Raw genomic sequence first — 22,377 nt, forward strand, 5'->3', positions numbered from 1 at the left:
CTAACAAGCTAAGGAGTTATTATGGAAATATTATTTTACCGCTATGGAAGTGTATGTGAACCAGATATCATTCATGCCTTTCGTCAGACAGGTCTGACGGTTTTAGAGGATACCACTGAAATAACCAAAAAATCCATTTCAGACGCAGACCGTCTCCTGTCTGTAGAGCAAATAATCAATGAGAAACATCCCCTCTTTGTATTCAGTATCAATTTTTACCCTATTATCTCCGATATTTGCCATATATATCAAACACCTTATTTGTGTTGGACGGTTGACTGTCCTGTTCCCGAACTGTTCTCGGCCTCAATCCGCCATGATACAAACCGGATATTTTTATTTGACCAGGCACAGTATCAAACCTTTTCCCCCTATAATCCGGATCATATTTATCACCTTCCCCTGGCATCCTGCACAGAACGCTTCGACCGTGTCACCAGTTCTATTTCTGATGCGGACCGCGCTTCTTTTCGCTGTGATATTTCCTTTGTCGGTTCTCTCTATCATGAAAAAAACCCGCTCCGCACGCTTTCAGGATTATCTGAATATTCGCAAGGATATATACAGGCGCTTGTGGAGGCATCTTTAAAAATTTACGGCTACAATCCTGTGGAGGATGCTTTAACTGACGAAGTAATAGCCGATATTAAAAAAAACGATTCCGGATTTTTTTCTCTCAAGAAGTCCGTAGCCAATTTTGACCGTTATGTGGCTGCCCACAGTTACATTGGCATGGAAATTGCTCAGACAGAGCGTGTCCGCACTTTAAATCAATTAGCTTCCTTTTTTTCCGTAGACCTTTTTACCCGAAGCGATACCTCCCCATTAAAAAATGTACGGAGCCATGGGGGTGTCCATACATTAACCGAAATGCCTAAAATATTTCATCTAAGCAAAATCAATTTAAATATGACCATCAAGCCTATCCAAACCGGTCTGCCTCTGCGCATTTTCGACATTCTCGGATGCGGTGGTTTTCTTATGACCAACTATCAGAGCGAGCTGCAGGATTATTTTGACATTGGCGTGGATTTGGAGACTTACTCCTCTATGGAAGAATTAGTAGAAAAATGTGCATATTATCTCTCTCACGAGCAGCAGCGGGCGCAGATTGCGCAAAATGGATATCAGAAAGTCTGCTCCATGCATACCTATCCGCACCGCATCCGCGCAATGATTGCATCCATTGTTTAACCGCCGCGGTAATTCTTATAGAATATGATGTTCACTGTTTATCATCATAATTTTAACATAATCCTCGCTCTTATCGCGCATAACCTTAAATCCATTCATAAACGCTTCTGGCGCCATCCGGTGTGTGATGATTTTTTCCGGTTTCACGCTTTTGCTTTCCAGGCGCCTTAAAACATAGTTCCAATCATCCGTCTCATCATGCGTAAAAGAGGAGTTCCAGGTTCCTATCAATTGCAACTGGCTGCGAAGGATTTTCCAATACAGGCTTTTTTCCATGGCAATATCCGATGCCGGATTACCCACAAGCATCATTTTCCCTCCTGGTGCCAGGCTTTTTATGCCCTGCTCCAAAACATCATTTTTCCCCACACAGTCAAAAAATATGTTTACGCCCAGACCGCCGGTTTTATCCATAAGCCATTCCGTAAAGTCTTCCTGTCTTACATCACAGAAATTTTCTTCTTTCATACCGATACTGGCCGCCATCTCCATCTGGAAATCCTTATTTCCCGCCACATATATATCCTGGCATCCCATCTCCTGTAGGAACATAAGCACACAAAAACCAATCGTTCCAAGCCCGCATACCGCGATTTTGTCGGCTTTAGACGGCTTGATTCTACGTATGGCATGTACCGCCACCGCCATTGGCTCTAACATTGCCGCCTGCTCCATGGTAACTGCATCCGGCAATGCAATCAGATTCCATTCCGGCACCTGCACATATTCCGCAAATCCCCCATTTGTCCTGGAGCCTAAATAACTGTATTTACCGCACATTTCATATTGTTTCTTTTGGCACTGGGGACAATTCATACAGGGAATCAAAGGAAAAACGCCCACTCGTTTGCCACTCCAGCTGCTGCTCATCCCCTCTCCCACTTCTACTACTTCTCCTGCAAACTCATGACCAGGTATCAATGGGTGTGAATAAGCGCCGGTCCGGTAAATTCTTGGAATATCAGAACCGCAGATACCCACCGCCTGCACATGCACCAATGCAGTGCCAGCAGCCGGCACAGGCTTTTCCACCTCCTCATATCGGAAATCTCCAACTCCATGTAATACGTATGCCTTCATCCTTTTTTCCCTTTCCTTTTCACTGCACCTTTCTATTGCTCCCTAGCCTGCAAAATCTGCTCTAAACGCTCTAAATCTTCTCTGGTTGTGACCTTGAAATTCCGTTCTTCCCCGGCCACACATCCTATATTAAGCCCTGCAAGGACAGCCGGTTCAGTGGAACCGTTTATCTGTAAAATCTTATCCGGCAAAAGCATTTCGTTAGCGCGGTAATATGGTCCTGCCCGAAAGGCCTCCGGTGCCTGTCCTGCCATTAACCTCTCTCTTTCCAGCAGGGACTCTATCTTACCATCTCTCCCATAATAAACCGTGTCCTTTACAGGAATTGTTGTCAACGCCCCATCGTGTTCTTTACAGGTTTTCATACAATCCGAAATAATCCTTGCGGACACCAGCGGTCTTGCCGCATCATGTACAATCACCACATCTTCCTCGCAGCCATATTGTAGTATGTCTTTCAACCCGTTCCAAATAGACAACTGTCTGTTTTTCCCAGGCATGGAAAAGCCCCGCAGTTTTCCACAGCCTTCCACAGTTGCGCATTCCTGTATAAAAGGGCGCCATTCCTCGTCCGCCACAATCTGGATTCCATCAATTTCTTCATGCTCTCCAAAGGTTTTAAGGCAATATGCAATCACCGGCTTTCCTGCCACTTTTATATACTGTTTGGGAATCTCTCCCCCGAATCTACTGCCGCATCCTCCGGCTAATATCAATGCAATATTCATCTAACTTCTCCATGTTTCCAATAACTAAGCATTTCCTCCGCTCTATGTACATAAGTATGCCTGGAGGCAATTTTTTCAAATCCATTCCGGGCAATTTGCTTTCTCTCATCGTCATTTTTTAAATAGTATGCAATTTTAGAAAGCATATCTTCCCTGCTCTCAAAATACACAAAATCTTCATCCGGTGTAAAATAAGAAAGGAAATCTTCCTGATAATTGGTCAGCAAGAATCCTCCTGCCCCCATAATTTCAAAAGCCCGTAGCGGTATACCTTTTAAAATGCTCCTTAAAGTGATGTTTAAGTTGACAGAAGACATTTTATAAACATACGGCGCCCATGCATAGGCATCCAGGGAACCATGATTGCTGCATCCCGGAATCTGCACGGTTTGATCAGGCGTATACAAGTCCAGACCATACTTCTCTGCAGCCGCAGCCAGCAGTTCAAACCTCTCCAATGCCGTAATTTGCCGATTGATCACGTACTGCGCAAACAAATACTCAATACTTTCCACTTCTCCGGCCCTTACCTGCATAGGCAGCGACTTTTGCATGTCCTTTATAATTTTATCAGGTAATGCCTCCTGTACAAAATTATACCCATACACCAGCTTCTGTGCTCCTATCAATCCCTCCAAATACCCCCGGGTATAATCGGTTATACCCGTTAATCTTCGATAAAACTGATGTTTTTCCCGGTACAATGCGCCCACAAACGCAACCTCGTGCTGTGGTTTCCATGGGGTTTTCCCAAATTCTCTGAAATGATTCATTTCCCTTAAGCGATCCGTATTTGCAGCCATAGGCAGATAATGGACCGTAGGAACACCGCCTTTGTGAAATTCCTCGTAAACAGCGCTGTCAAAAACAAACACATAATTAGTAGGATAGGCTATGGTATAATGATACATTCTAACATGAGGACTGTCATAGACCCAGGACATATACGGTATTCCCAAATTTTTGCATACCATCGCCACAATTGGAAAATAATTAAATGAAAATAAAAGATCAGGATCACTCTCCCTAATCTGCCTCTCCAATCCTTCTACAGCACCCTTATCCTCAGGTTCTGCATTGTCTAAAAAAGGACACTCTACCACATCGTGCCCTAATCTTTTAAACGCCTCTGACATATCCTCCTTGCCAAAGCAATCCCATGTAAGCATGCCTATTTTCATTTTAACCTCCATGTTGTTGCTTGCATCAACTCAAATTCGGATGAAAAATGCCCGATTTTAAGACATTTTCAGGCATTTTCTTTAGAATCATCCTCAAATTTTAATTCTCTGATATCCTGTAAGATTTCTCCGTAAGGTTTTTTCTTGCCAAACAATAATGTGGTGCCAAGCACAAAGCCGTCCATACCTTTTGGAGCAAATTCTATGATTTTCTCTTTGCTGCAGGCTCCATCCCAGTATAACTTAAAATGCATTTTATCCTTCAGCCGCAATAATTTTTCAATTTTTTCCCCCACATAAGGCATATACATCTGTCCGGCATTTCCTGGATTTACCGTCATTACCAGAACCTTATCCACTATACGCAGCATTTCAATTACGGTTTCCACGCTGGTTCCGGGATTAATCGCGATACCTGGAATCAGATTTGCATTTATTATCTTCTGCAGCGTAGTGGATGGGTGATATTCGGCCTCCGGATGAATGTATACGGTATCTCCTTTGCGCAGCTTATTTATAAACAAATGAATATTGTTATTTGGATGCTCTATCATCAGATGCACGTCCATTGGCTTTGAAGTGGCAGATGCTATATAGGCCATATCGTTTAAGGACATGGCAAAGTTAGGCACATATCGTCCGTCCATAATATCAATATGGAAAGAATCAATTCCGCCTGAACTCAATTCCAGGACCTCCTTCTCCAAATTTCCGTAATTTACACACATCATAGATGCATTCAGTTCAAAATTCATTTTTATGATCATGCTCCCTTCTAGGTGTGCTGGCTCTTGACAACGAAAAGCGTAAACCTTTTGTTGTATAAAGCGTTCCAGCACAAATTTCTTTTTCTTATTTTAGATTTATCTTTTAACCAGCAGCAGTATTTAAGTATCATTTTTTACATTTTCAGTTTCTGCCACTTTCCTTCTAAGCTCCTCAAGCTGTCTTTTATAACAAGGATAATCATGCATTCCTTCACTGCGCACAGGTTTCCTGTAATCTCCATATATAGCCTTTAATACTTCATTATAATTCCCGGGAACCGGAACGTCAAATCCCTCAAAGGGAAGATATTCTGTTTTCTCAAACCAAGCTGCTTCGTATAGTTTTCCAAATTTTAGATAATCCAAATACATCGCAATCTGGTGACTGCCACCCATATTCTCTATTCTCTCTATTCCGTGATTGTCTGTTACTTGACCATACGAAAGTTTCTCGGCGGCCCGCCACAATTCTTCAAGCAGTGCTGTTCTATGCTTTTTATGCAGCAGATTCCGCCCAATCATAATCCCATATTGCTCCTTTAATATTTCAAGCAGTTTACCAATTTGCGACATTGCCTTTTCTATATCTGCCTGTCCATTCTCCTGATACACCGCACCGGCCGTTTTTGCCTGGAATTCCAGCTGTTGCAGCATAAGTGCGCTTGCAAAAACGCTTCTCTGCATATCAGCCATTTTTTTATTGTCAGGAATCATATCCAATGGGAAGATATCAATTCCCACATAAAAAGGACAGCCGTGAAATTTGAGCAAATGCTCCGGTTCGATGCTGATAGAATCGCTGTTGTTAACATACACCTGGTATTCCGGATATCCTTCCCTTGCATAAGGCGCCCTGACCACATATCCTTCCGGCAATTCTTTCGGCAGCAGCTCCAAAATTTTCCGGTAATCCTCACGCTTCATCCAGATATCTATGTCATCATCCCAGGGAATAAATCCCTGATGCCGCACGACTCCCAGCAGTGTGCCATACGCAACAAACCATTCAAGTCCATGTCTGGCGCAAATAACCGCTATTTCATTCAGTACCTCTAATTCCGCGGCCCACACTGTCTTCATGGTGGCATCTACCAAAAAACCTTCTCTTACTTCATCCTGAAAATAATCTACCGGAAATTGTAGCATTAACCTTCCCTCTTTCTTGCTGCTTCTACCTCTGCCACATGTTTTCGCAACTGTTCCAACTGTTTATTATAAAATGGATAATCGTGCAGCGTAGTATTTCTGACACATACCGAATAATCACCGTAAATGACACGCAGTATCTTATCATATTCCCCTGGTACGGGCACCATAAATCCCTCAAAGGGCATCCATTCCATACGCTCAAACCATTCCGCCTCATAGCATTTTCCAAACTTCAGATAATCCAAATACATGGATAGCTTGTTTGTCTTTTTCCCACTGCCCCACATAACAATTTCATTGGCTAATCCCCAAAGCCCTGCAGTCAGCTCATTCCGTGCATCATCAGAAAGAACTGCACACATACCGCTCCTGTCAATCGTCACGTTGCACTGTTTTTCCAGAATATTCAGCATCTCATGCAATTTCTCATTGTGCTCGCCATTTTTTACCATTAAAGCCGCCTGTCTTGCCACTTGAAATAAATGAATCCGCAAGGAATCCTCCTCGCCTTCTTCCAAAAAATCCAATGGGAATACATCAATTCCTACCATAAACGGACAACCGTGAAATTGTTTCAAATGCTCCGGTTCAATGCTGATAGAATCACTGTTGACAACACTGGAATGATATTCAGGATACCAGCTTTCCAGAAGCGGACTTCTTACCATATACCCCTTTGGAAGTTCTTCCGGAAGATACGTGAGAAGCTGCATATAGTCCTCCCGTTTGAGCCAGATATCCATGTCATCATCCCACGGAATAAACCCTTGGTGCCTGATTACGCCAAGCAGAGAGCCAAAGGCCATATACCAGGTCAGCCCATGCCTCTCACACACTTTTGCAATTTCACTTAAAACTTCCAGTTCCGCCGCCCACACCGTCTTCATGGTGGTATCTACCTGAAAGCCTTCTCTTAATTCCGCCTGAAAAAAATTTTCTTCAAAGCTTAGCATTTTTCTACCATTTTTCTAAAATTTTTCATACAATATTTTCCTCTAATTTGCGAATCATCTCACGCATCTGCTCTAACTGTTTCTGATACATAGGATATCCATGCATGGTTGTATTTCTAATCATCTGATGATAATCGCCATAAATTGTTTTTAAAACGGAATCATATTCTGCAGGCACCGGCACTCCAAATCCCTCAAAAGCCGCATATTGCACATTTTCAAACCATTCTCTTTGATAAATCTTATGATTCCAGTTGATATAATCCATATACATCACAAGAACATCACTTGCTTTCTGCCCGAACCGCATAACCACTTGATTCCCCAGCCAATATAGCTTTGAAACAAGCGCATCTTTTTTTTCCGGTTTGAGAAGGTCGGATTCAAATGATATAGCGCACTCATTTTCCAGCATTGCAAGCGCTTTTTTTAATCTGACAAAATTTTCAGGTGTTCTTTCTTCTTTATTTACCATAGTGGCAGTGGTGCTTATTACATCAAACAATTCCCGTTCTTTCTCCTGCTCTTTTTTATCCTCAGGAAGATAATCCAGCGGAAAAATATCCACCCCCACTACAAAGGGACAACCATGAAAATTCTGTAACCTTTTTGGTTCTATACTGACTGAACGGGCATTTAACACACAGGAATGAAATTGAAGGTATCCCAGCTCAGTCAGTGGGCTGTGAACAAGATAGCCCTCAGGCAGCTCTTTCGGCGCCACCTCCAGGAACCGCATATAGTCATCCCGTTTCATCCAGATATCCATATCGTCATCCCAAGGGACAAAGCCCTCGTGACGGATTGCCCCAAGCAGTGTTCCGTAAGCTGCATACCATTGCAAACCGTGGCGCTCACACACCTCCGCAATCTCCCGAAGAACTTCCAGTTCCGCTGCCCATACTGTTTTCATGGTAGCATCCACCAGAAATCCTTCTATTTCCTGTGATTCAAAAAATTCCTTTGGAAAATCTAACATCACTGCTCCTTTAGTTCTTCCATGCGTTTTCTTTTGGCCTCTGCAATCAACTCCTCAAGCCTTGCATATTTTTCTTCTAAATCCCCTATAACATCCCGCATATGCTTAAGCTGCTTATTGTAGAGAGGATATTCATGCATTGCTCCGGAATTTATGCGTATACTGTAATCCCCATAAATCCGTTTTAAAATCTCATCGTAACCTGCCGGTACAGGTATCAGAAAACCTTCAAAGGGCTGTTGTATCACTTCATCAAACCACTCTTTTTTATATATTTTGTGAGGCCAGTTGGCATAATCCATATACATCACAAGATGATCGCCGTCTTCCTCGTGAAAGCTTTGGCATAGCTGGTTCGCCACTTTATAAATGGCCGAAGCCAGCTCCAATCCCTTCTTGTTTTCCCTGTCAAGATCTACCCCACATACCTCCTCTATGGTATCCAAAGCTTCCTGAAGATCTGCTTCTTCTTCCTCATCTCTTTCTTCCTGCTTTAACAGTGATGCTGTTAAACCAAGAACGAAAAAAATAGCCTTCTGTCCTTCTCTGTCTTCCTCATTATCCGGCAGATAGTCCAGTGGAAAAATATCCACTCCTACCAGGAATGGGCAGCCATGGAAATTCCGAAGCCGTTCTTCATTCACACTAATAGAATTTGAGTTGAAAACACAGGAGTGAAATTCCTTATACCCTCTATCGGTTAATGGACTCTCCACAATATAACCGGCAGGAAGTTCTTTCGGCGCTATCTCCATAAATTTATTATAATCTTCCCGTTTCATCCAAATATCAACATCATCGTCCCATGGAACATAGCCTTCATGGCGAATAGCCCCCAGTAATGTTCCATACGCCGCATACCACTGTAGGCCATGACGCTCACATATCTCTGCAATTTCACGCAGTACCTCCATCTCAGCCGCCCAAAATGTTTTCATGGTAGTGTCAATCGTAAATCCTTCTCTCGTCTCCTCTAAAAAAAATTCCTGTGGAAAATCTAACATAATAACCCTCCATGCTGCCAACGCCTGCAAATTTGGGCGCCAGCACAAATTTGTCTGTGAAAAATTTATTTTTCACAGTATCTCCTTAAAAAATTAGGAGCTGACTTTCGTCAGCTCCTATGGTAGTTTTAATTAATTTGCAATGATTAACCCAGAAGAGACAATACACCCTGATTGGTCTGGTTAGCCTGTGCCAACATTGCCTGACCTGCCTGAGCAAGGATCTGGTTGTTGGAGTACTTAACCATTTCTGTAGCCATATCTGTATCACGGATAGAGGACTCAGCGCTTGTGGTATTCTCAACAACGTTATCCAAGTTGTTAATTGTGTGCTCAAGTCTGTTCTGAACAGCACCCAATTTAGCTCTCTGCTTATTCAGGTTCTTAATAGCTTTCTTTACGCTCTTATTCAGTGCGCCAGATGCACTCTGAGTTTTAGCGTTACCGCTAAGGCTAAGAGACTTACAGCTCATTGCTGTGATGCTCAGTGTGATAAACTGTGATGCTTCAGCACCTACCTGAAGTTTGATACCCTTAGAGCAGCTACCATTCAAGAGATTTCTCTCATTAAATGTTGTGGTAGAAGCTACACGGTTAATTTCACTCATGAGCTGCTGTACTTCCAGATCAATGTAGGAACGGTCTTCTGACTGAAGAGTACCGTTAGCACCCTTAACTGCCAACTCATTCAGACGCTGTAACATATCATGTACTTCGTTCAAAGCACCTTCTGCTGTCTGCACCATGGAGATACCATCCTGTGCATTCAAAGAAGCCTGTGTAAGACCTCTTACCTGACGTCTCATCTTCTCGGACATTGCCAAACCAGCTGCATCATCTGCTGCACGGTTTACTTTGTAACCAGAAGATAACTTCTCTGTTGACTTAGCCTGTGTCTTAGTTGTCAGTCCTAACATTCTGTTAGAATTCATTGCTGTAAGATTGTGTTGTACTACCATAATATATTCCTCCTTGAATTTAACGCCGCTTCCATGCGGCCAATTTGTTTTGTGTAATGATTCCTGCAAGTCGTACGTGCTTCCAAGATTCATTACTGATGTAAAACTGGAAACTCTTTGTCTCCCGAAGCTCTATACTTCATATATCACTTCGTTTTACTCGTATTATATATCGGATACTTTTTCAGATACTTAATACCTTTTTTCATTTTTTTATAAAAGAAACAAATTATTTCCGAAAACGCTGTGTAATGCACTATTTCTAAATATCTTGCTATTCATAGTTAATTCATACACATCGTTTCATTACTGTATTTTATATCGGGCGAAAATTGAAATACTTTATATCCGAATAAAATTTTTTATAAAAAAATTTAAAAGCTGGTTCGGACTTCAAAGTCCAAACCAGCCATTTTTTATTTCTTTTGGTCTAAAATAGAAAGTGATGTATCATCCACATTGCTCATGCTCTTGTAATAACTGTAAACAGACTTCGATGCCTTCCTTCCCTGACGGATTTGATTTCTTTCTTTTATGAAATAATCCTCAATCAACTTCTTATTCCGGCTTTCCTGAGCCTGAATGGATACGCTTTTGTCCGTCACCTGCGAAATCAATCCCTGAATCCGCTTAATCTGCTCTTTATAAGCATCTTTGTTTGTAAGAAGCTGTTCTCTGATTCTCTCATACAAAGTTTCAAAGCCTTCGTCTAACTCAGTCAGCTTTTGAATCAGTCCGTCTTTTTTTTCCATATTCGTATCTACTTCCTCCATAGACACCTTTTCCTGTTTTAAAAGCTGTTCCTGCTCATTATTATAGTTCTCAATTTCATTAAGCACTATTATTTTTTTTTCAAGGCTGCTTTCTAATATTCCCAAGTAGTTTTCAATCATAATAATACCTCTTTACTTATACCGGCTATCTAAAATACCGTACCACAAAACCCCAGAAAGGACTTTAAAGCTTACAGATTCCCTTTTGCGCGATTAATACGCATTACTTCTTTCCAGGTATCACGAATCGTGTGCAAATGACCGTTTACTTCCTTCAGCATTTCCACATTCTTCTTCAAATTAGCCTCAACTAACCGCCTTTGGATATAATCATACATTTTGTCATATTCCTTGGCTACCGGGTAATCCATATTCAGGGTATTCCTGAGGTATGCTACAATATTTTCAACCTTAACAATATTGGCATGCGCTTTGGGAGCATTTTTATTCTCGACAGCATCAATTGCAATATTGCAAAATTTGATAGCTCCGTCATAAAGCATTAAGGTCAACTCCGCCGGCGAAGCGGTCATCACCTTATTATTATTATATTGTGCAAAAGCATTGGGCAACGCCATATCATCAGCCTCCTAATAAACCTGTCACCGCACTGGCATTCGACTGTAGTTTCGCAAGCGCAGTTTCCATCTTACTGAATTTCTTATACCACTTATCCTCATAAGCATTTAGTTTCGTTTCCAATTCTCTGATCTTAGTCGTATAATCGTCATAATCAGATTTCATCTTTTTATCGTCATAGAAACTGCCAAAAGAACGATATCCATTTACTGACTTGGACATGTCTGTCATCTTTGCATACAGATTTTTGGACAGTCCCGTAAAGAAAGAAATAACTGTTTCCGGATCGTTTGCAATCATGGATTTCAGCTTATCATCATTATTCATAGTATATCCGTCATCTGGATCCCCGTCAATATGGTAAGCATATCTTTCGTTTTCTGATGCTTCAAAATAGCTCAGCACATCAATACCAAAATCAAACAAATGCATTGTCTTACCATTTACAGTTACACCTGCAGACATAATTCCCGCAAGTCCGGAGGTAACATCAGACAGATTTTCATCACGGCGCAAAATAGAATCCTTGATTTTGGACTCCCATTTTTCTATTTCGCTATCCGTCATGGATGCTTTTTCATCCTCTGTCAGCGGTTCATATCCTTTGGTGGAATCAGCATTATACAGCTTTGACATTTCAATGATCAGCTCATTATATTCCTTCAGGAAATTTTTGACCATATCATAAATGCCGTCCGTATCCTGCTCCGTGGTAATGGTTATTTCCTCTCCCGGATTTGCAGCCAGCGCCGTAATTGTCAATCCATTAATTTCAAAGCTGTTCTTACTGTTTTGATATTCCGATCCGTTTAACTTAATGATAGCATCCTGGCCTTTAACATCAATTTTATTGGTGGTACCTAAGCCAAGCGCCTTAAGCGCAGCAAGTCCGCTGCTGCCCTCCGCTTCTACTGTAAAACCGTTTTTCTCCCCGGATTCCTTGGAGCTAATGGTGAGTCTCTGCCATTTTTCATCAAAGCTGGCATTCAAACCTGCCTCTTTTAATTTATTGAGAACATCAGAAATTGTTGTATTCTCATCCACGGCAATTTCCTTGGTCTCTCCATTCGCCGTAAATTTGAGTTTTCCGCCTGCGGTTATGGAACTGTCAATATCACTGAGCTTAGACAGAGCTGTTAGGTTCATGCTCTCTCCATTGCTGTCTTTAATAGATTCTCCTGTCAAATAGGCATTCCTTGCAAGCTGCACAACTTCCAGATTCTGTACGCCGTTTACCGCATTGGCACCTGTAATAACACTGACTGCATTGCTGTTTGAAACCTTAGTGGTTTTCTTCGTGTAAGCATCGGAAAAACGCATATTGGATAAATATTTCTGCTGGAAATTTTTAAGCTTGGTATTCAATTCTTTCCATGCGTCCTGTTTCCACTCCAGCTTCGTCTGTGCCTTTTTTTCCTTATCTACTTTCGTCCGTTTTGCTGCAACCATCTCCTGGATAATGCTCTCTGTGTCAAGCCCGGACATCATGCCGGTCATACGTATTGCCATTTTTAATTCCTCCTATCCTTTTTCATCTACCATAACGCCTGCAAGTTCCCATGCCTTTGCTATCATGTCCAGAATCTTTTCAGGCGGAAGTTCTTTTAACACTTCTTTGCTGTCTTTGTCTATGATTTTAATTGTCAGACGATTGGTTCCTTCATGAATTCCAAATACTGCCTCCGAGCTGGACATATTTTTGTTTAGCTGTTCAACGGCTTTTTTAAGCTGCTCCGAGCTGCTCTGCTGCCGTTCTTTACCAGCGTTGTTCCCTTCGCCGTTCTGATCGTTCTCATGAGCATTGCTTTTCTCCGTTTCAGCTACACGCACAGTAGTGGAATCATATATATTATTCTGCTCCTGTGTAGCAACATCCATGTTCTCTACCACTTTTTGTGCAGGCTTTGCCTGTTGTTTCGCCTGCTGTGTTGTCTGTGCCTGATAAGTCATAGCACTGCCTAATGGTTCAATTGCCATTGTAATCACCTCCATGTGATATGAATTTTAATATGGTACTAAAATAACGCAAAACTATAGAATTCTTCTGTCTTCTAAGTATATATCGGATTGTGAACAAAAAAATTAACTCTCGAAAGCAAAAAACTTAAAATTAACAGAAAAACGGGGAAATTCCCCGTTTTTAATCACGCTCTGTTATTCATCCCAATAGATTTTTTAAAGCTTCAAGCCCATCCATGCTGACCGATTCCTGATTTGCCTCCTGTATCTGCAAATATACTTCTTTACGGTAAATAGGAACCTCCTTCGGTGCGCTGATGCCCAGCTTTACCTGCTCCCCTTTGATCTCCAGTATGGAAACTTCAATATTATTATTAATAATAAGGGCTTCATTTTTCTTTCTGGATAAAGCTAACATTTATTCACCTGCTTTCTTTGCATTCAATCTGTCATAAATCGGGAATTTTACCTGATATTCCTCTCCATCCACAATCACCTGACAGGCTGTCCGGTTTGCCGCATTGATGATAATGGGGCCTTTCAGATTTACTGTCATTTTCTTAAGATCATTGGGGATTGTCACGGTGACCATCACCAGCATTTCCTCCGGTTTCAGCTCTCCTAAGGGTTTGAGCAACTCATCCTCCACCGCCGGGTTATACGCCGGTTCCACAATGAGCGGATCCATCATCGGCATTGCAAACGCCGGTTCTTGAATGGACTGCAGCCAATGGATAGCCCCAATCCCTTTATCCGCATCATGAACCAAGATAAATTCTGTCAGTTCCGGAAACCCGATAATCCCGGAAGGAAAGCTTATGATTTTGTCTTCTGCTATTTCAATTTTCCCAAAAACCTTCGTTTCGATTCTCATATTGATACCTCCTGCATATCGCAAGCTATGCTTGCGGTACTGCGTTAATACTCCTTCTGCGCGCCACACGCTTAGATGTAATTCATAAGGGATGTCTGCATGATCTTGCCTGTTGCCATAAGCGCCGAATTATAAGTGAGTTCCGCACTGGTAAGCTTGACAACAACCTCGGCAATGTCTATATCTTCATTTTCTGACTGAAGGGTTTTGAAAGTGGTGCGCTGATCCATAAGCCGGTTGCTGATTAAGTCCAGCCGCTGGTTTCTGGTTCCATTGTCCGTTAACGCCACATTGGTGTCATCCAGGTGTTCCTGCATTTTGGTTATAGTTTTTCCAAACATATTGTGTATATTTTCACGTATATAGCTATATGCTTTATCCGCCGCTTCGTATCTCTTTAACGCCACCTCATAGTCGGCATCCTTTTCTTCATCTAAGCCTTTTAAAACGCCGTCCAATTCATTTCTTATAGCTTCTATTTCTTTTAATTCTTCAAGTGCATTTTCCAAATCATCAATATCTCTGTCGATGGCATGGCCAAACACTTCATCCGCCGTGGTGTTTATCTGTATTTTCTGATTGTAACCCACATCATATTCTATCACTTGCTTTTTGCCTTCGCCCCTTAAATATTCCTGATTATAATTGATTGTCTTATCAGTGCCGTCCTTACTTTTTGTTGTTCCGGTGCAGGCGAAATAATGTTCCGGGCGCAAATCTCCCTTCTCCCAGCTGTCTTTTCTATAGGTTATAGCCATTTCCGGCTGGGTCTGTGCCTTCTTTTCTATTTCTTTGTACGCTTCGTTGCTGAAAAGAATTTCCCCGGTCTCCGGTATCATTATCACTAAGTTATCACCTTTTTTATTTGCCTCATATATTTGCTTATAAGGATCCGGATCATTCGTTACACTTACCGTATTAACCGTTTCTCCCATAAATTGCTGGGTCTGGGTAAAACCTGTGAGAGTCACCGTTCCAGTTGTCGTATTGGTTGCTATCTCAGGTTCTCCGTTGGCATTTACTATTTCCGCTCCCGCAGGCATTGTCACGTTTGCAGCCGCTTCCAGCGTCACAGTACTGCCGTCATCCAATGTGATAGATGTGCCCTCTGACAGTGTAAGTGTTCCATTATTTAGCTCCGCCTTAGTGCCTGCAATGAGCGTAACATCCGTATTCGCACTTAATGTTTCAACCTTCCCGTCTCCATGCTTAATCTGTGTACCAGCCGGCAGCGTTATTTTTGATTTTTCCATTACACCGTCAGCGGAAATTCCGTCATAGGAAAGACGCAGCCTGTGAATATTGCTGTTTTCATCATTAAGGATTCCCTGTTCTATGGCCCCGTTATACGCAGAATCCTTATAATTATCTTTTGTAATTCCATTCAGAACATCTCTGTCCGTATAATTAATCGTATCAAAATCTTCTATTTTGACCTGTTCCGTAATCTCATACCTTGGGTATCCTTTCGGCTGGTCATTTACATCATCTTCAAAACTCAAAGTCGTATCCGTTCTGTAGCCAGTGAAGATATATCTTCCCGCATAATCCGTATTTCCTGTGGAATAAACCTCATCCCGAAGGGCTTTCAGCTGTCCGATTATAATCTCCAGTTCGGAAGGCTCAAGATCCTTATTTGCTGCTTTATTGGCCTGCTTGCTCATTTCAGTGAGAACGTCTGTAACCGTCTTAAGGGCTCCTTCGGTGACCTCAAGCCAGCTCTCCGCATCCGGCGCATTTTTCTCATAATATTGGGTCAGCTCCGCCACACTGGTGCGAAGGCGCAGTGCACGAATGGCAATAACCGGATCATCGGAAGGTCTTGTGATCTTTTTATGGGTTGACATCATTGTGCTCAATTTATCCTCTAGTAGCTTATTATTATTAATATTATACAGAGAGTTATTCTGCATAATTTTATTTGTCATTCTCATGCCTGTCGTCTCCTTTTTATTATGTCATACAATTTTTCATTGTCATTTTTGACGTCTTAGCGTTACTGAATGTTTTTCACATTAAACGCCTGTGCGCAGAATCAGCTGATCATAAATCTCTGTTAATGTTTGAACCATCTTGGATGCCAGGGTATATGCATTTTGGAACTTAACCAAATTCACAGCTTCTTCGTCTTCATCCACACTGGAAATAGAGCTTCTCTGGTTATCAATGCTGTTTCTGAGCGCTGCATATGTGTCGCAGAATGTATTTGCATCGCTGGCATTTAATGCCACGTCTGACAAGATTCTTTCCAGCATCTGCCCGGCAGTTCCATTACGGAAATTAAATTTTTCTTTGCTGGCCAAAAGGGCTATCACTTCTTCAATCTGTCCGCATTCTTCCACACCAACCTCTTTGCTGCTCCTTGTTCCTAAAAGGGATGAATCTAAAATCAAAGCCGGATTGATGGTAAAGTTCCCTGCTGTCAGCTCATAATATCCTTTTATTCCACTAAAGTCGTCCTGCGTATAGGTTCCGCCGGTCTCAATGCTTCCCGTAAAGAGAATATCTCCCTGGTTGCCGTTTACGTCATATCCTTTGGTAAATATTTCATTTACCTTGTCGGCAAAGCCGCGTATCCATGCGTTCATCTGCTCCATATAATATGGAATGCCCTGATACTTAATCGGAACTTCTGTTTTTGCTTCTTTGCCCTCTTTCTCCTTACCAATCTTAGGAGATTTATCTTCATCTATTGTAAATGTATAAGTGTTTGTATCAGGGTCGAACTCCCATTTGCTGTAATAGCAGGCAGTATTACCAATATGAATCACACCGCCTGTGTCGGAAAGCATGCATTCCTGCATTTTTTTCAGATAATCAGCGCTCACCACAACATCCACGGTAAGCGGATTTCCGCTGCCTGCGCCTCCGTTAATACCTCCGGTTGGTATTGTCCCTGTGAAATTACTGCTGTTATTACCATCCCGCAACTCCACAAGCCCTTTCAGCCTCCCTTCCATAGCTGAATTGGTAAGCCTGAAAGCATTTCCATTTTCCCACTTTATATCATATAGGCCATCCGCATCTGTCTGGTTAACCTTTTCATTTTCATCTCTCGCTTCATATTTTAAGTTTTTAAAGCTGACACCATCAACAAGCGGCTGTCCTCCTGCAATACAAACCATATATCTGTTTGCCCCTGTTTCGCCTTTGCTGGCATCATAGAGGGGTGTCTCACGCACTTCAACATCCACTAGTTCTGACAATTGGTCCACCAGCAATTCCCTTTGATCTCTGAGTTCATTGGCCTTTGGACCGGACAACTCTATCATATTAATCTGCCTGTTTAAGTTGGCAATCTTTTCAGCAAGAGCATTAATTTCATCCACACACTGCTTGATTTCCAGATTAATATCCTTTTGTAACTCCTGCAGGTTGCCGTACATGTTATTGAAATAGTCTGTTAAAGCCTTGGCGGATGCTATAAACTGGGCTTTGGATTCGTCACTGCTTGCATTTGTAGTGATAGACTGCAGGCTGGCGCTGAATTTGTTAAAAATGCTTCTGAACCCGCTGGTATTATCATCGTCAAAATAATCCTCTATCATCTGCATATAATACTGCTTAACAGAATATTCTCCATATTTACAGTTATTCTCCCAATATTTCACATCATAAAAGCTATCTCTAATACGCTCAATTGCAATCGTATTTACGCCGGTGCCCACACACCCATATGTAGTGTGAACACGCAGAGCCTCGCTTGCCTGGGTCGTAGCCTGCTGTCTGCTGTAACCAACCGTCTGTGCATTGGCAATGTTATTAGCCGTTGTGTTTAATGATGCATTGGATGCCCTAAGTCCTGAGCCTGCGATATATAATCCTAAAAATTGTGATGGCATCTATTCCACTTCCTTTCCTATCTGCCTAAAGCGCTAATAAGGTGCTCTAACATTTCACTAACCGTATTGATGTAACGGCTGGCTGCATTGTATGCATTTTGGAACATGACCATATTGCTCATTTCCTCATCTGAGCTGACTCCCAAAATCTGTTCTCTGGCTGCGGCCACTTTGTCCACCGTTATCTGTTGGTTTTCACTGATTCCCCGCAGAACATAACCATCATTGGCAACCAGCGAAACCATATCGTCATAGTAATGGATAAAATTGGTTTTCGTTTTTATATTGGGATTTACATTGTATTCCTCATTCATAAAAAGATCTTTAAGGGCATCGGCCGTTTCCTGATCAACCTTCCCATCATCTTTCTTAAAGCCAAGTAATGTAGGAGCCTGCTTGATCACTCCGTTTATAATAATATTTTGTGTTGTAAAATCCTTGTCTGTGCCATATACCTCAGATCTTACATTAAATATGGTGTAGGGTTCTTTCGTATCGGGATCCCTCATATAATCGCTGTCCGGATTATCTTTGCTGGCATTCTCAGCTGCCGTTTTAAAAATATCATTAATGCCTGTGGTAATCAGATGTACAAGATTATCAAATTCCGCCTGCACATTCATGATCACAGACTGGGAAATGCTTCTGTTATAAGTGCCGGCATTGTCCATATCCCGGAAGGTTGCCCGGTGGTCTCCTCTTGCATACATCATGGCTTTTAGCGAACCGATATCCGTGTTGGCGCTGCTGGAAATGACCCTGTTCATGTTAAATACTTCCGCCCCTTCAATAGAGGTTACAGTCTTCACGCCATTTACCATCTTCGTCTTAGCAAGCTGTGTCCAATAAGGCGTTGCAAAACCGTTCTCATCATAATCAAGTCCAATCTCATTGGCCGATTCTGATCTGACAAAATCTTTTCCTTCCAGTTGAATCAAAATATTTCCGGAGGCGTCTGTCTTACAGTCTATATATGCCATGGTTGACAGCTCATCTATCAACTGGTTTCTTTCATCCCTTAAATCGTTTGCTTTTTCAACCTGGCCGGATTCAATCTTCTGAATTTCCAAATTCAGTTCCGCTATCCGCTTGCCATAAGCGTTTATGGTATCTACTTGCCGTATAATTTTGTTATTTAAATTGTCCTGATACTCGCTAAGTCCTTGATATACCGCCTGGGAGCGCGTTAAAAATTCATTACAGCGCTGTACGAAAACACTCTGGTTTACAGAGTTTGCCGGATCCTTTGCCAATTCCTCAACGGAATCCCATAAATTTTCAATGGTTTTGGCAAAAGACGCCCCCTGAAGCTCCTGAAAAATATCTTCCACTTCCTCAACAGCCGCCGCAAAGGTATCGTAAAATCCGCTTCTTCCCGATTCTCTTCTATATGCTCTATCCAGGAAAACATCTCTGACTTGTTTTACTTGAGAATAATTGACACCCAGACCGATCTGCTGATAAGCAACAGCAGACGCGCTAGTAGAAATAGTATTATAGATCCGGGTACCCTGCTGCACCTGCTGCCGGGTATACCCAGTCGTATCGACATTTGCCATATTGTGCGCGGTAGTATTAAGTGCATTCTGTCCCATCTGCAAGCCGCTTAAGCCCACATATAAGCCTCCCATTAAAGACATATTATTTCCTCCTGATGCTATCTCCATCCTTAGGAGATTAGCGCAAATTTGTTTCATTGCATCGCTTCATTCATGCAAGGATTATTGTTTTGCATCGAAGCCGCTCCCGTCCATTCCTATATGGGTTCCCGTGTTGTAAGCTCCCTTATTATAATTGGCCGTTTCCGGCGCTGTGTTTATGGACTGCAGCATGTTCATGTCAAATTCCACCATTTCCAACGCGTTTTGTATTAAAATTGCGTTCTGGCCGTTTACTTTTTTTACTTCATAAACAGCAGTGCGTAATCTGTCATGCACCCTAGCCAGTTTCTGCTGCTCCTCGGGTCTTGTCTTAAGCATTTCAATCAGATCCGTAAGGAGCAATGTTTCAACATCCTTGTTCATTACATTGGCGATATCAGCAAAAACCTCTTGTCTTTTTGATTCCAGACGGTTAATCCTACCGACAACGATTTGTTCTTCATCCGTGATTTTGGCTAATTCTTCAAGTTCACCGGCTATAACAGCCGGCGTTTTTTTCATTGATAATCCCAGCAAGTTTTCGTATTCCTGGCTTTCCAGTTCTAAAGCTTCAATCAAGTTTTCCATTAAACTTGCCACTTGGATTACCTCATTTCTTCATATCTTTTCATTAATTTATCTGCAAAGCTCTCTATGCCCACATCATATGTGCCGACCTGGATCTGTGACTTAATGGAGGCTGTCACATCTTCCCTCACATCCTGACTGGCTGCCACGGCCTGCTTTGCAATCTGGATGTCCCGGCCAAAGTCGGAAATCTGCAGTTCGTCAGCAGAGCGTCCTGCGCCGCTTTTGGACTGAGCCTTTGAAACCTTCTTCGTATTATACAACTGCTGAACCTGTGTATATGCTTCTATACGCATCCGTATTCCTCCTTCCATGGATTTGCAGCACCCTGGACAAATATGCCAGTTCAACGCGCTGCACGGATTTTCCATACATCAATCTCATAAAATTTAATTTGTTTTACACTATTTGTATCGGATAATTTTAAAAAGACTTTAGAGGGTTGGGAAAATTTTGTTATCCCGGTTTACCTTTTGTGTCTTTAAAAGCTTATTTTTCTTTTACGTCAGGACGGATTGCCACACCCCGGGTTCTGTCCCCCTGGGGATTTTCACCAAATACATAGTCATTGCCAGGCAGGATTGCATTCAGGATAATTCCTGCCAGCGCTGCGATTGCAAGGCCGGTCAGAGTAATAGCAGTTTCCCCTATGGTAAAGGTCAGGCCACTGCTAAAGCCCAGGCCGCTTACCAATATCACCGCTGCTATAATCAAATTTCTTGACTTTGTGAAATCCACTTTATTTTCTACGATATTTCTGACACCGATTGCGGAAATCATACCGTAAAGCATAAAGCTTACCCCTCCGATGATTGCAGAGGGAATAGAGCCGATAATTTCCGCCATCTTGGGGATGAAGCTCAATACCACCGCGTAAATTGCGGCAAGGCGGATCACCTTGGGGTCATAAACCTTACTCAGCTCAAGCACGCCCGTATTTTCCCCATAGGTAGTGTTGGCAGGACCTCCTAAAAGTGCGGATAAAGCGGTTGCAAGGCCATCTCCCACTAAAGTCCTGTGAAGCCCCGGTTCCTCAATAAAATTCTCGCCGACTGTTGCGGAAATCGCCGACATATCGCCGATATGTTCCATCATGGTTGCCAACGCAATGGGCGCCATCACCAAAATAGCCGTTATATCAAATTTGCAAATCTGAAAAGGAGGCAGTCCTATCCAGCCGGCGGAATTAACCCCTGCAAAATTTAAAACGGCGCTGCCATCAGGATTTGTAAACCCAACTGCATGAAAGATAAGCGCCGCTGCATAGGAGATAAGCACGCCCATAAGAATAGGAATAATCTTAAACATGCCTTTTCCCCAAATATTAAAGATAATGATGGTTCCGAGCGCAATTATGGCAAGCAGCCAGTTGGTAGAAGCATTGGAAACTGCGGAAGGTGCAAGGCTCAGTCCGATACAAATGATAATCGGGCCTGTTACCACCGGCGGGAGAAACCGCATTACTTTTTTTACACCAATCAATTTGATGACCAGCGCAAGCGCCAGATACAAAAGGCCTGCTATCACAATACCGCCGCAGGCATAAGGCAGCTTTTCTCCCATACTCATACCTGCAAAAATGCCTGTATTCAGCTGTGCTACTGTCTGGAATCCTCCTAAAAATGCGAAAGAAGAACCTAAAAATGCAGGTACCTTTCGCTTGGAACAAAGATGGAAAAACAAAGTTCCCAGTCCCGCACAGATTAAGGTTACCTGAATTGAAAGTCCTTCTCCCTCAAAATAAACATTTACCAAAATTGGTACTAAAATTGTTGCGCCAAACATGGCGAACATGTGCTGCAATCCAAGGATAAGCATCTTGGGTATCCCAAGAGCCCTTGCATCGCGAATCGCTTCCTGCTGCTTAGGCATAATGATTCCCTCCTCACTGTTCATTCCCAACAGGCAATCGCAAAACCCATAATTAGGCTGAGTATCTGACCATATATTCCACGAAAGGTCTTATGCTCTACGGGAAACAATACTGTCAAACACTGCCCCGCCCACGTATCACCCATTTTCTAAGCAAATTGATGAAATTTTGGTATCCTGTAAAGTATAAGGGGTATTCTTACATATTACAAGGAAAACTTTGTAAAAAAGGGAATCGGCTGGCCGAAAACCGAAT

22 protein-coding genes are annotated in these 22,377 nt (G+C 42.3%); 1 reads left to right on the forward strand and 21 read right to left on the reverse strand.

The annotated features are described in order from the left end of the window. Positions 1 to 21: 21 nt before the first annotated feature. Complete coding sequence (locus D5281_RS07965) at positions 22 to 1,194, forward strand: CgeB family protein (RefSeq protein ID WP_160559638.1); 1,173 nt, start codon at positions 22 to 24, stop codon at positions 1,192 to 1,194. 15 nt (positions 1,195 to 1,209) lie between these two features. Here D5281_RS07965 and D5281_RS07970 read toward each other — a convergent pair whose 3' ends face one another. From D5281_RS07970 to D5281_RS08070, 21 genes are all read right to left on the reverse strand, one after another. Continuing rightward, positions 1,210 to 2,274, reverse strand: coding sequence for a galactitol-1-phosphate 5-dehydrogenase (locus D5281_RS07970; protein ID WP_160559639.1), 1,065 nt, complete (start codon positions 2,272 to 2,274; stop codon positions 1,210 to 1,212). Between the two features lie 32 nt (positions 2,275 to 2,306). Continuing rightward, positions 2,307 to 3,002, reverse strand: a complete 696-nt coding sequence (locus D5281_RS07975) for an IspD/TarI family cytidylyltransferase (RefSeq protein WP_160559640.1) — start codon at positions 3,000 to 3,002, stop codon at positions 2,307 to 2,309. Further along, the gene (locus tag D5281_RS07980; RefSeq protein ID WP_160559641.1) at positions 2,999 to 4,183 is read right to left on the reverse strand and encodes a glycosyltransferase family protein; all 1,185 of its coding nucleotides are present in this window, start codon (positions 4,181 to 4,183) and stop codon (positions 2,999 to 3,001) included. Before D5281_RS07980 ends, D5281_RS07975 begins: the two co-directional genes overlap by 4 nt. Before the next feature lie 68 nt (positions 4,184 to 4,251). Continuing rightward, the gene (locus D5281_RS07985; RefSeq protein WP_160559642.1) at positions 4,252 to 4,938 is read right to left on the reverse strand and encodes a ribulose-phosphate 3-epimerase; all 687 of its coding nucleotides are present in this window, start codon (positions 4,936 to 4,938) and stop codon (positions 4,252 to 4,254) included. A 132-nt stretch (positions 4,939 to 5,070) separates the two neighbouring features. Continuing rightward, positions 5,071 to 6,096 carry a LicD family protein gene (locus D5281_RS07990; protein WP_160559643.1) on the reverse strand — a complete coding sequence of 342 codons (1,026 nt, stop codon included), beginning with the start codon at positions 6,094 to 6,096 and terminating at the stop codon, positions 5,071 to 5,073. After that, on the reverse strand, positions 6,096 to 7,052 hold the full coding sequence (locus tag D5281_RS07995; RefSeq protein WP_160559644.1) for a LicD family protein: 957 nt from the start codon (positions 7,050 to 7,052) through the stop codon (positions 6,096 to 6,098). The genes D5281_RS07990 and D5281_RS07995 overlap by 1 nt, the downstream gene beginning before the upstream one ends. Before the next feature lie 25 nt (positions 7,053 to 7,077). Then, positions 7,078 to 8,031: a LicD family protein gene (locus D5281_RS08000; protein ID WP_160559645.1), complete on the reverse strand. Its 954-nt coding sequence runs from the start codon at positions 8,029 to 8,031 to the stop codon at positions 7,078 to 7,080. Continuing rightward, complete coding sequence (locus D5281_RS08005; RefSeq protein ID WP_160559646.1) at positions 8,031 to 9,035, reverse strand: LicD family protein; 1,005 nt, start codon at positions 9,033 to 9,035, stop codon at positions 8,031 to 8,033. The genes D5281_RS08000 and D5281_RS08005 overlap by 1 nt, the downstream gene beginning before the upstream one ends. A 146-nt stretch (positions 9,036 to 9,181) precedes the next feature. Beyond that, positions 9,182 to 9,994 (reverse strand): flagellin N-terminal helical domain-containing protein, encoded by an 813-nt coding sequence (locus D5281_RS08010; protein WP_160559647.1) that lies wholly within the window; start codon positions 9,992 to 9,994, stop codon positions 9,182 to 9,184. Positions 9,995 to 10,410: 416 nt separating this feature from the next. Beyond that, the gene (gene flgN / locus D5281_RS08015) at positions 10,411 to 10,887 is read right to left on the reverse strand and encodes a flagellar export chaperone FlgN (RefSeq protein ID WP_160559648.1); all 477 of its coding nucleotides are present in this window, start codon (positions 10,885 to 10,887) and stop codon (positions 10,411 to 10,413) included. A 71-nt stretch (positions 10,888 to 10,958) separates the two neighbouring features. After that, entirely contained in the window at positions 10,959 to 11,345 is a 387-nt protein-coding gene (gene fliS / locus D5281_RS08020) for a flagellar export chaperone FliS (RefSeq protein WP_160559649.1), read from the reverse strand. 4 nt (positions 11,346 to 11,349) lie between these two features. Next, entirely contained in the window at positions 11,350 to 12,855 is a 1,506-nt protein-coding gene (gene fliD, locus D5281_RS08025) for a flagellar filament capping protein FliD (RefSeq protein ID WP_160559650.1), read from the reverse strand. A gap of 12 nt (positions 12,856 to 12,867) precedes the next feature. Further along, a complete protein-coding gene (locus D5281_RS08030; RefSeq protein WP_160559651.1) occupies positions 12,868 to 13,323 on the reverse strand; it encodes a flagellar protein FlaG in 456 nt (151 codons plus the stop codon). A 181-nt stretch (positions 13,324 to 13,504) separates the two neighbouring features. After that, positions 13,505 to 13,723, reverse strand: a complete 219-nt coding sequence (gene csrA / locus D5281_RS08035; RefSeq protein ID WP_160559652.1) for a carbon storage regulator CsrA — start codon at positions 13,721 to 13,723, stop codon at positions 13,505 to 13,507. Further along, positions 13,724 to 14,179, reverse strand: a complete 456-nt coding sequence (fliW, locus tag D5281_RS08040; RefSeq protein ID WP_160559653.1) for a flagellar assembly protein FliW — start codon at positions 14,177 to 14,179, stop codon at positions 13,724 to 13,726. It abuts the gene before it with no gap. A gap of 71 nt (positions 14,180 to 14,250) precedes the next feature. Beyond that, positions 14,251 to 16,113: a flagellin N-terminal helical domain-containing protein gene (locus tag D5281_RS08045; RefSeq protein ID WP_160559654.1), complete on the reverse strand. Its 1,863-nt coding sequence runs from the start codon at positions 16,111 to 16,113 to the stop codon at positions 14,251 to 14,253. A gap of 81 nt (positions 16,114 to 16,194) precedes the next feature. Beyond that, a complete protein-coding gene (gene flgK / locus D5281_RS08050) occupies positions 16,195 to 18,021 on the reverse strand; it encodes a flagellar hook-associated protein FlgK (protein ID WP_160559655.1) in 1,827 nt (608 codons plus the stop codon). 17 nt (positions 18,022 to 18,038) lie between these two features. Then, positions 18,039 to 19,661: a flagellar hook-associated protein FlgK gene (gene flgK, locus D5281_RS08055; protein ID WP_160559656.1), complete on the reverse strand. Its 1,623-nt coding sequence runs from the start codon at positions 19,659 to 19,661 to the stop codon at positions 18,039 to 18,041. Between the two features lie 81 nt (positions 19,662 to 19,742). Next, a complete protein-coding gene (locus D5281_RS08060) occupies positions 19,743 to 20,261 on the reverse strand; it encodes a flagellar protein FlgN (RefSeq protein WP_330584884.1) in 519 nt (172 codons plus the stop codon). Between the two features lie 5 nt (positions 20,262 to 20,266). Further along, complete coding sequence (locus D5281_RS08065) at positions 20,267 to 20,545, reverse strand: flagellar biosynthesis anti-sigma factor FlgM (RefSeq protein ID WP_160559657.1); 279 nt, start codon at positions 20,543 to 20,545, stop codon at positions 20,267 to 20,269. 193 nt (positions 20,546 to 20,738) lie between these two features. After that, positions 20,739 to 22,121: a uracil-xanthine permease family protein gene (locus D5281_RS08070; RefSeq protein WP_160559658.1), complete on the reverse strand. Its 1,383-nt coding sequence runs from the start codon at positions 22,119 to 22,121 to the stop codon at positions 20,739 to 20,741. Positions 22,122 to 22,377 lie beyond the last annotated feature (256 nt).

This window comes from Parablautia muri (assembly GCF_009917485.1).
GTDB lineage: Bacteria > Bacillota > Clostridia > Lachnospirales > Lachnospiraceae > Suilimivivens > Suilimivivens muri.

Excerpts from the sequence above, each read along its gene's own strand:
- D5281_RS07965 (WP_160559638.1), top strand. The coding sequence starts at position 22 with ATGGAAATATTATTTTACCGCTATGGAAGTGTATGTGAACCAGATATC.
- D5281_RS07970 (WP_160559639.1), bottom strand. The coding sequence starts at position 2,274 with ATGAAGGCATACGTATTACATGGAGTTGGAGATTTCCGATATGAGGAG.
- D5281_RS07975 (WP_160559640.1), bottom strand. The coding sequence starts at position 3,002 with ATGAATATTGCATTGATATTAGCCGGAGGATGCGGCAGTAGATTCGGG.
- D5281_RS07980 (WP_160559641.1), bottom strand. The coding sequence starts at position 4,183 with ATGAAAATAGGCATGCTTACATGGGATTGCTTTGGCAAGGAGGATATG.
- D5281_RS07985 (WP_160559642.1), bottom strand. The coding sequence starts at position 4,938 with ATGAATTTTGAACTGAATGCATCTATGATGTGTGTAAATTACGGAAAT.
- D5281_RS07990 (WP_160559643.1), bottom strand. The coding sequence starts at position 6,096 with ATGCTACAATTTCCGGTAGATTATTTTCAGGATGAAGTAAGAGAAGGT.
- D5281_RS07995 (WP_160559644.1), bottom strand. The coding sequence starts at position 7,052 with ATGCTAAGCTTTGAAGAAAATTTTTTTCAGGCGGAATTAAGAGAAGGC.
- D5281_RS08000 (WP_160559645.1), bottom strand. The coding sequence starts at position 8,031 with ATGTTAGATTTTCCAAAGGAATTTTTTGAATCACAGGAAATAGAAGGA.
- D5281_RS08005 (WP_160559646.1), bottom strand. The coding sequence starts at position 9,035 with ATGTTAGATTTTCCACAGGAATTTTTTTTAGAGGAGACGAGAGAAGGA.
- D5281_RS08010 (WP_160559647.1), bottom strand. The coding sequence starts at position 9,994 with ATGGTAGTACAACACAATCTTACAGCAATGAATTCTAACAGAATGTTA.
- flgN (WP_160559648.1), bottom strand. The coding sequence starts at position 10,887 with ATGATTGAAAACTACTTGGGAATATTAGAAAGCAGCCTTGAAAAAAAA.
- fliS (WP_160559649.1), bottom strand. The coding sequence starts at position 11,345 with ATGGCGTTGCCCAATGCTTTTGCACAATATAATAATAATAAGGTGATG.
- fliD (WP_160559650.1), bottom strand. The coding sequence starts at position 12,855 with ATGGCAATACGTATGACCGGCATGATGTCCGGGCTTGACACAGAGAGC.
- D5281_RS08030 (WP_160559651.1), bottom strand. The coding sequence starts at position 13,323 with ATGGCAATTGAACCATTAGGCAGTGCTATGACTTATCAGGCACAGACA.
- csrA (WP_160559652.1), bottom strand. The coding sequence starts at position 13,723 with ATGTTAGCTTTATCCAGAAAGAAAAATGAAGCCCTTATTATTAATAAT.
- fliW (WP_160559653.1), bottom strand. The coding sequence starts at position 14,179 with ATGAGAATCGAAACGAAGGTTTTTGGGAAAATTGAAATAGCAGAAGAC.
- D5281_RS08045 (WP_160559654.1), bottom strand. The coding sequence starts at position 16,113 with ATGAGAATGACAAATAAAATTATGCAGAATAACTCTCTGTATAATATT.
- flgK (WP_160559655.1), bottom strand. The coding sequence starts at position 18,021 with ATGCCATCACAATTTTTAGGATTATATATCGCAGGCTCAGGACTTAGG.
- flgK (WP_160559656.1), bottom strand. The coding sequence starts at position 19,661 with ATGTCTTTAATGGGAGGCTTATATGTGGGCTTAAGCGGCTTGCAGATG.
- D5281_RS08065 (WP_160559657.1), bottom strand. The coding sequence starts at position 20,545 with ATGCGTATAGAAGCATATACACAGGTTCAGCAGTTGTATAATACGAAG.
- D5281_RS08070 (WP_160559658.1), bottom strand. The coding sequence starts at position 22,121 with ATGCCTAAGCAGCAGGAAGCGATTCGCGATGCAAGGGCTCTTGGGATA.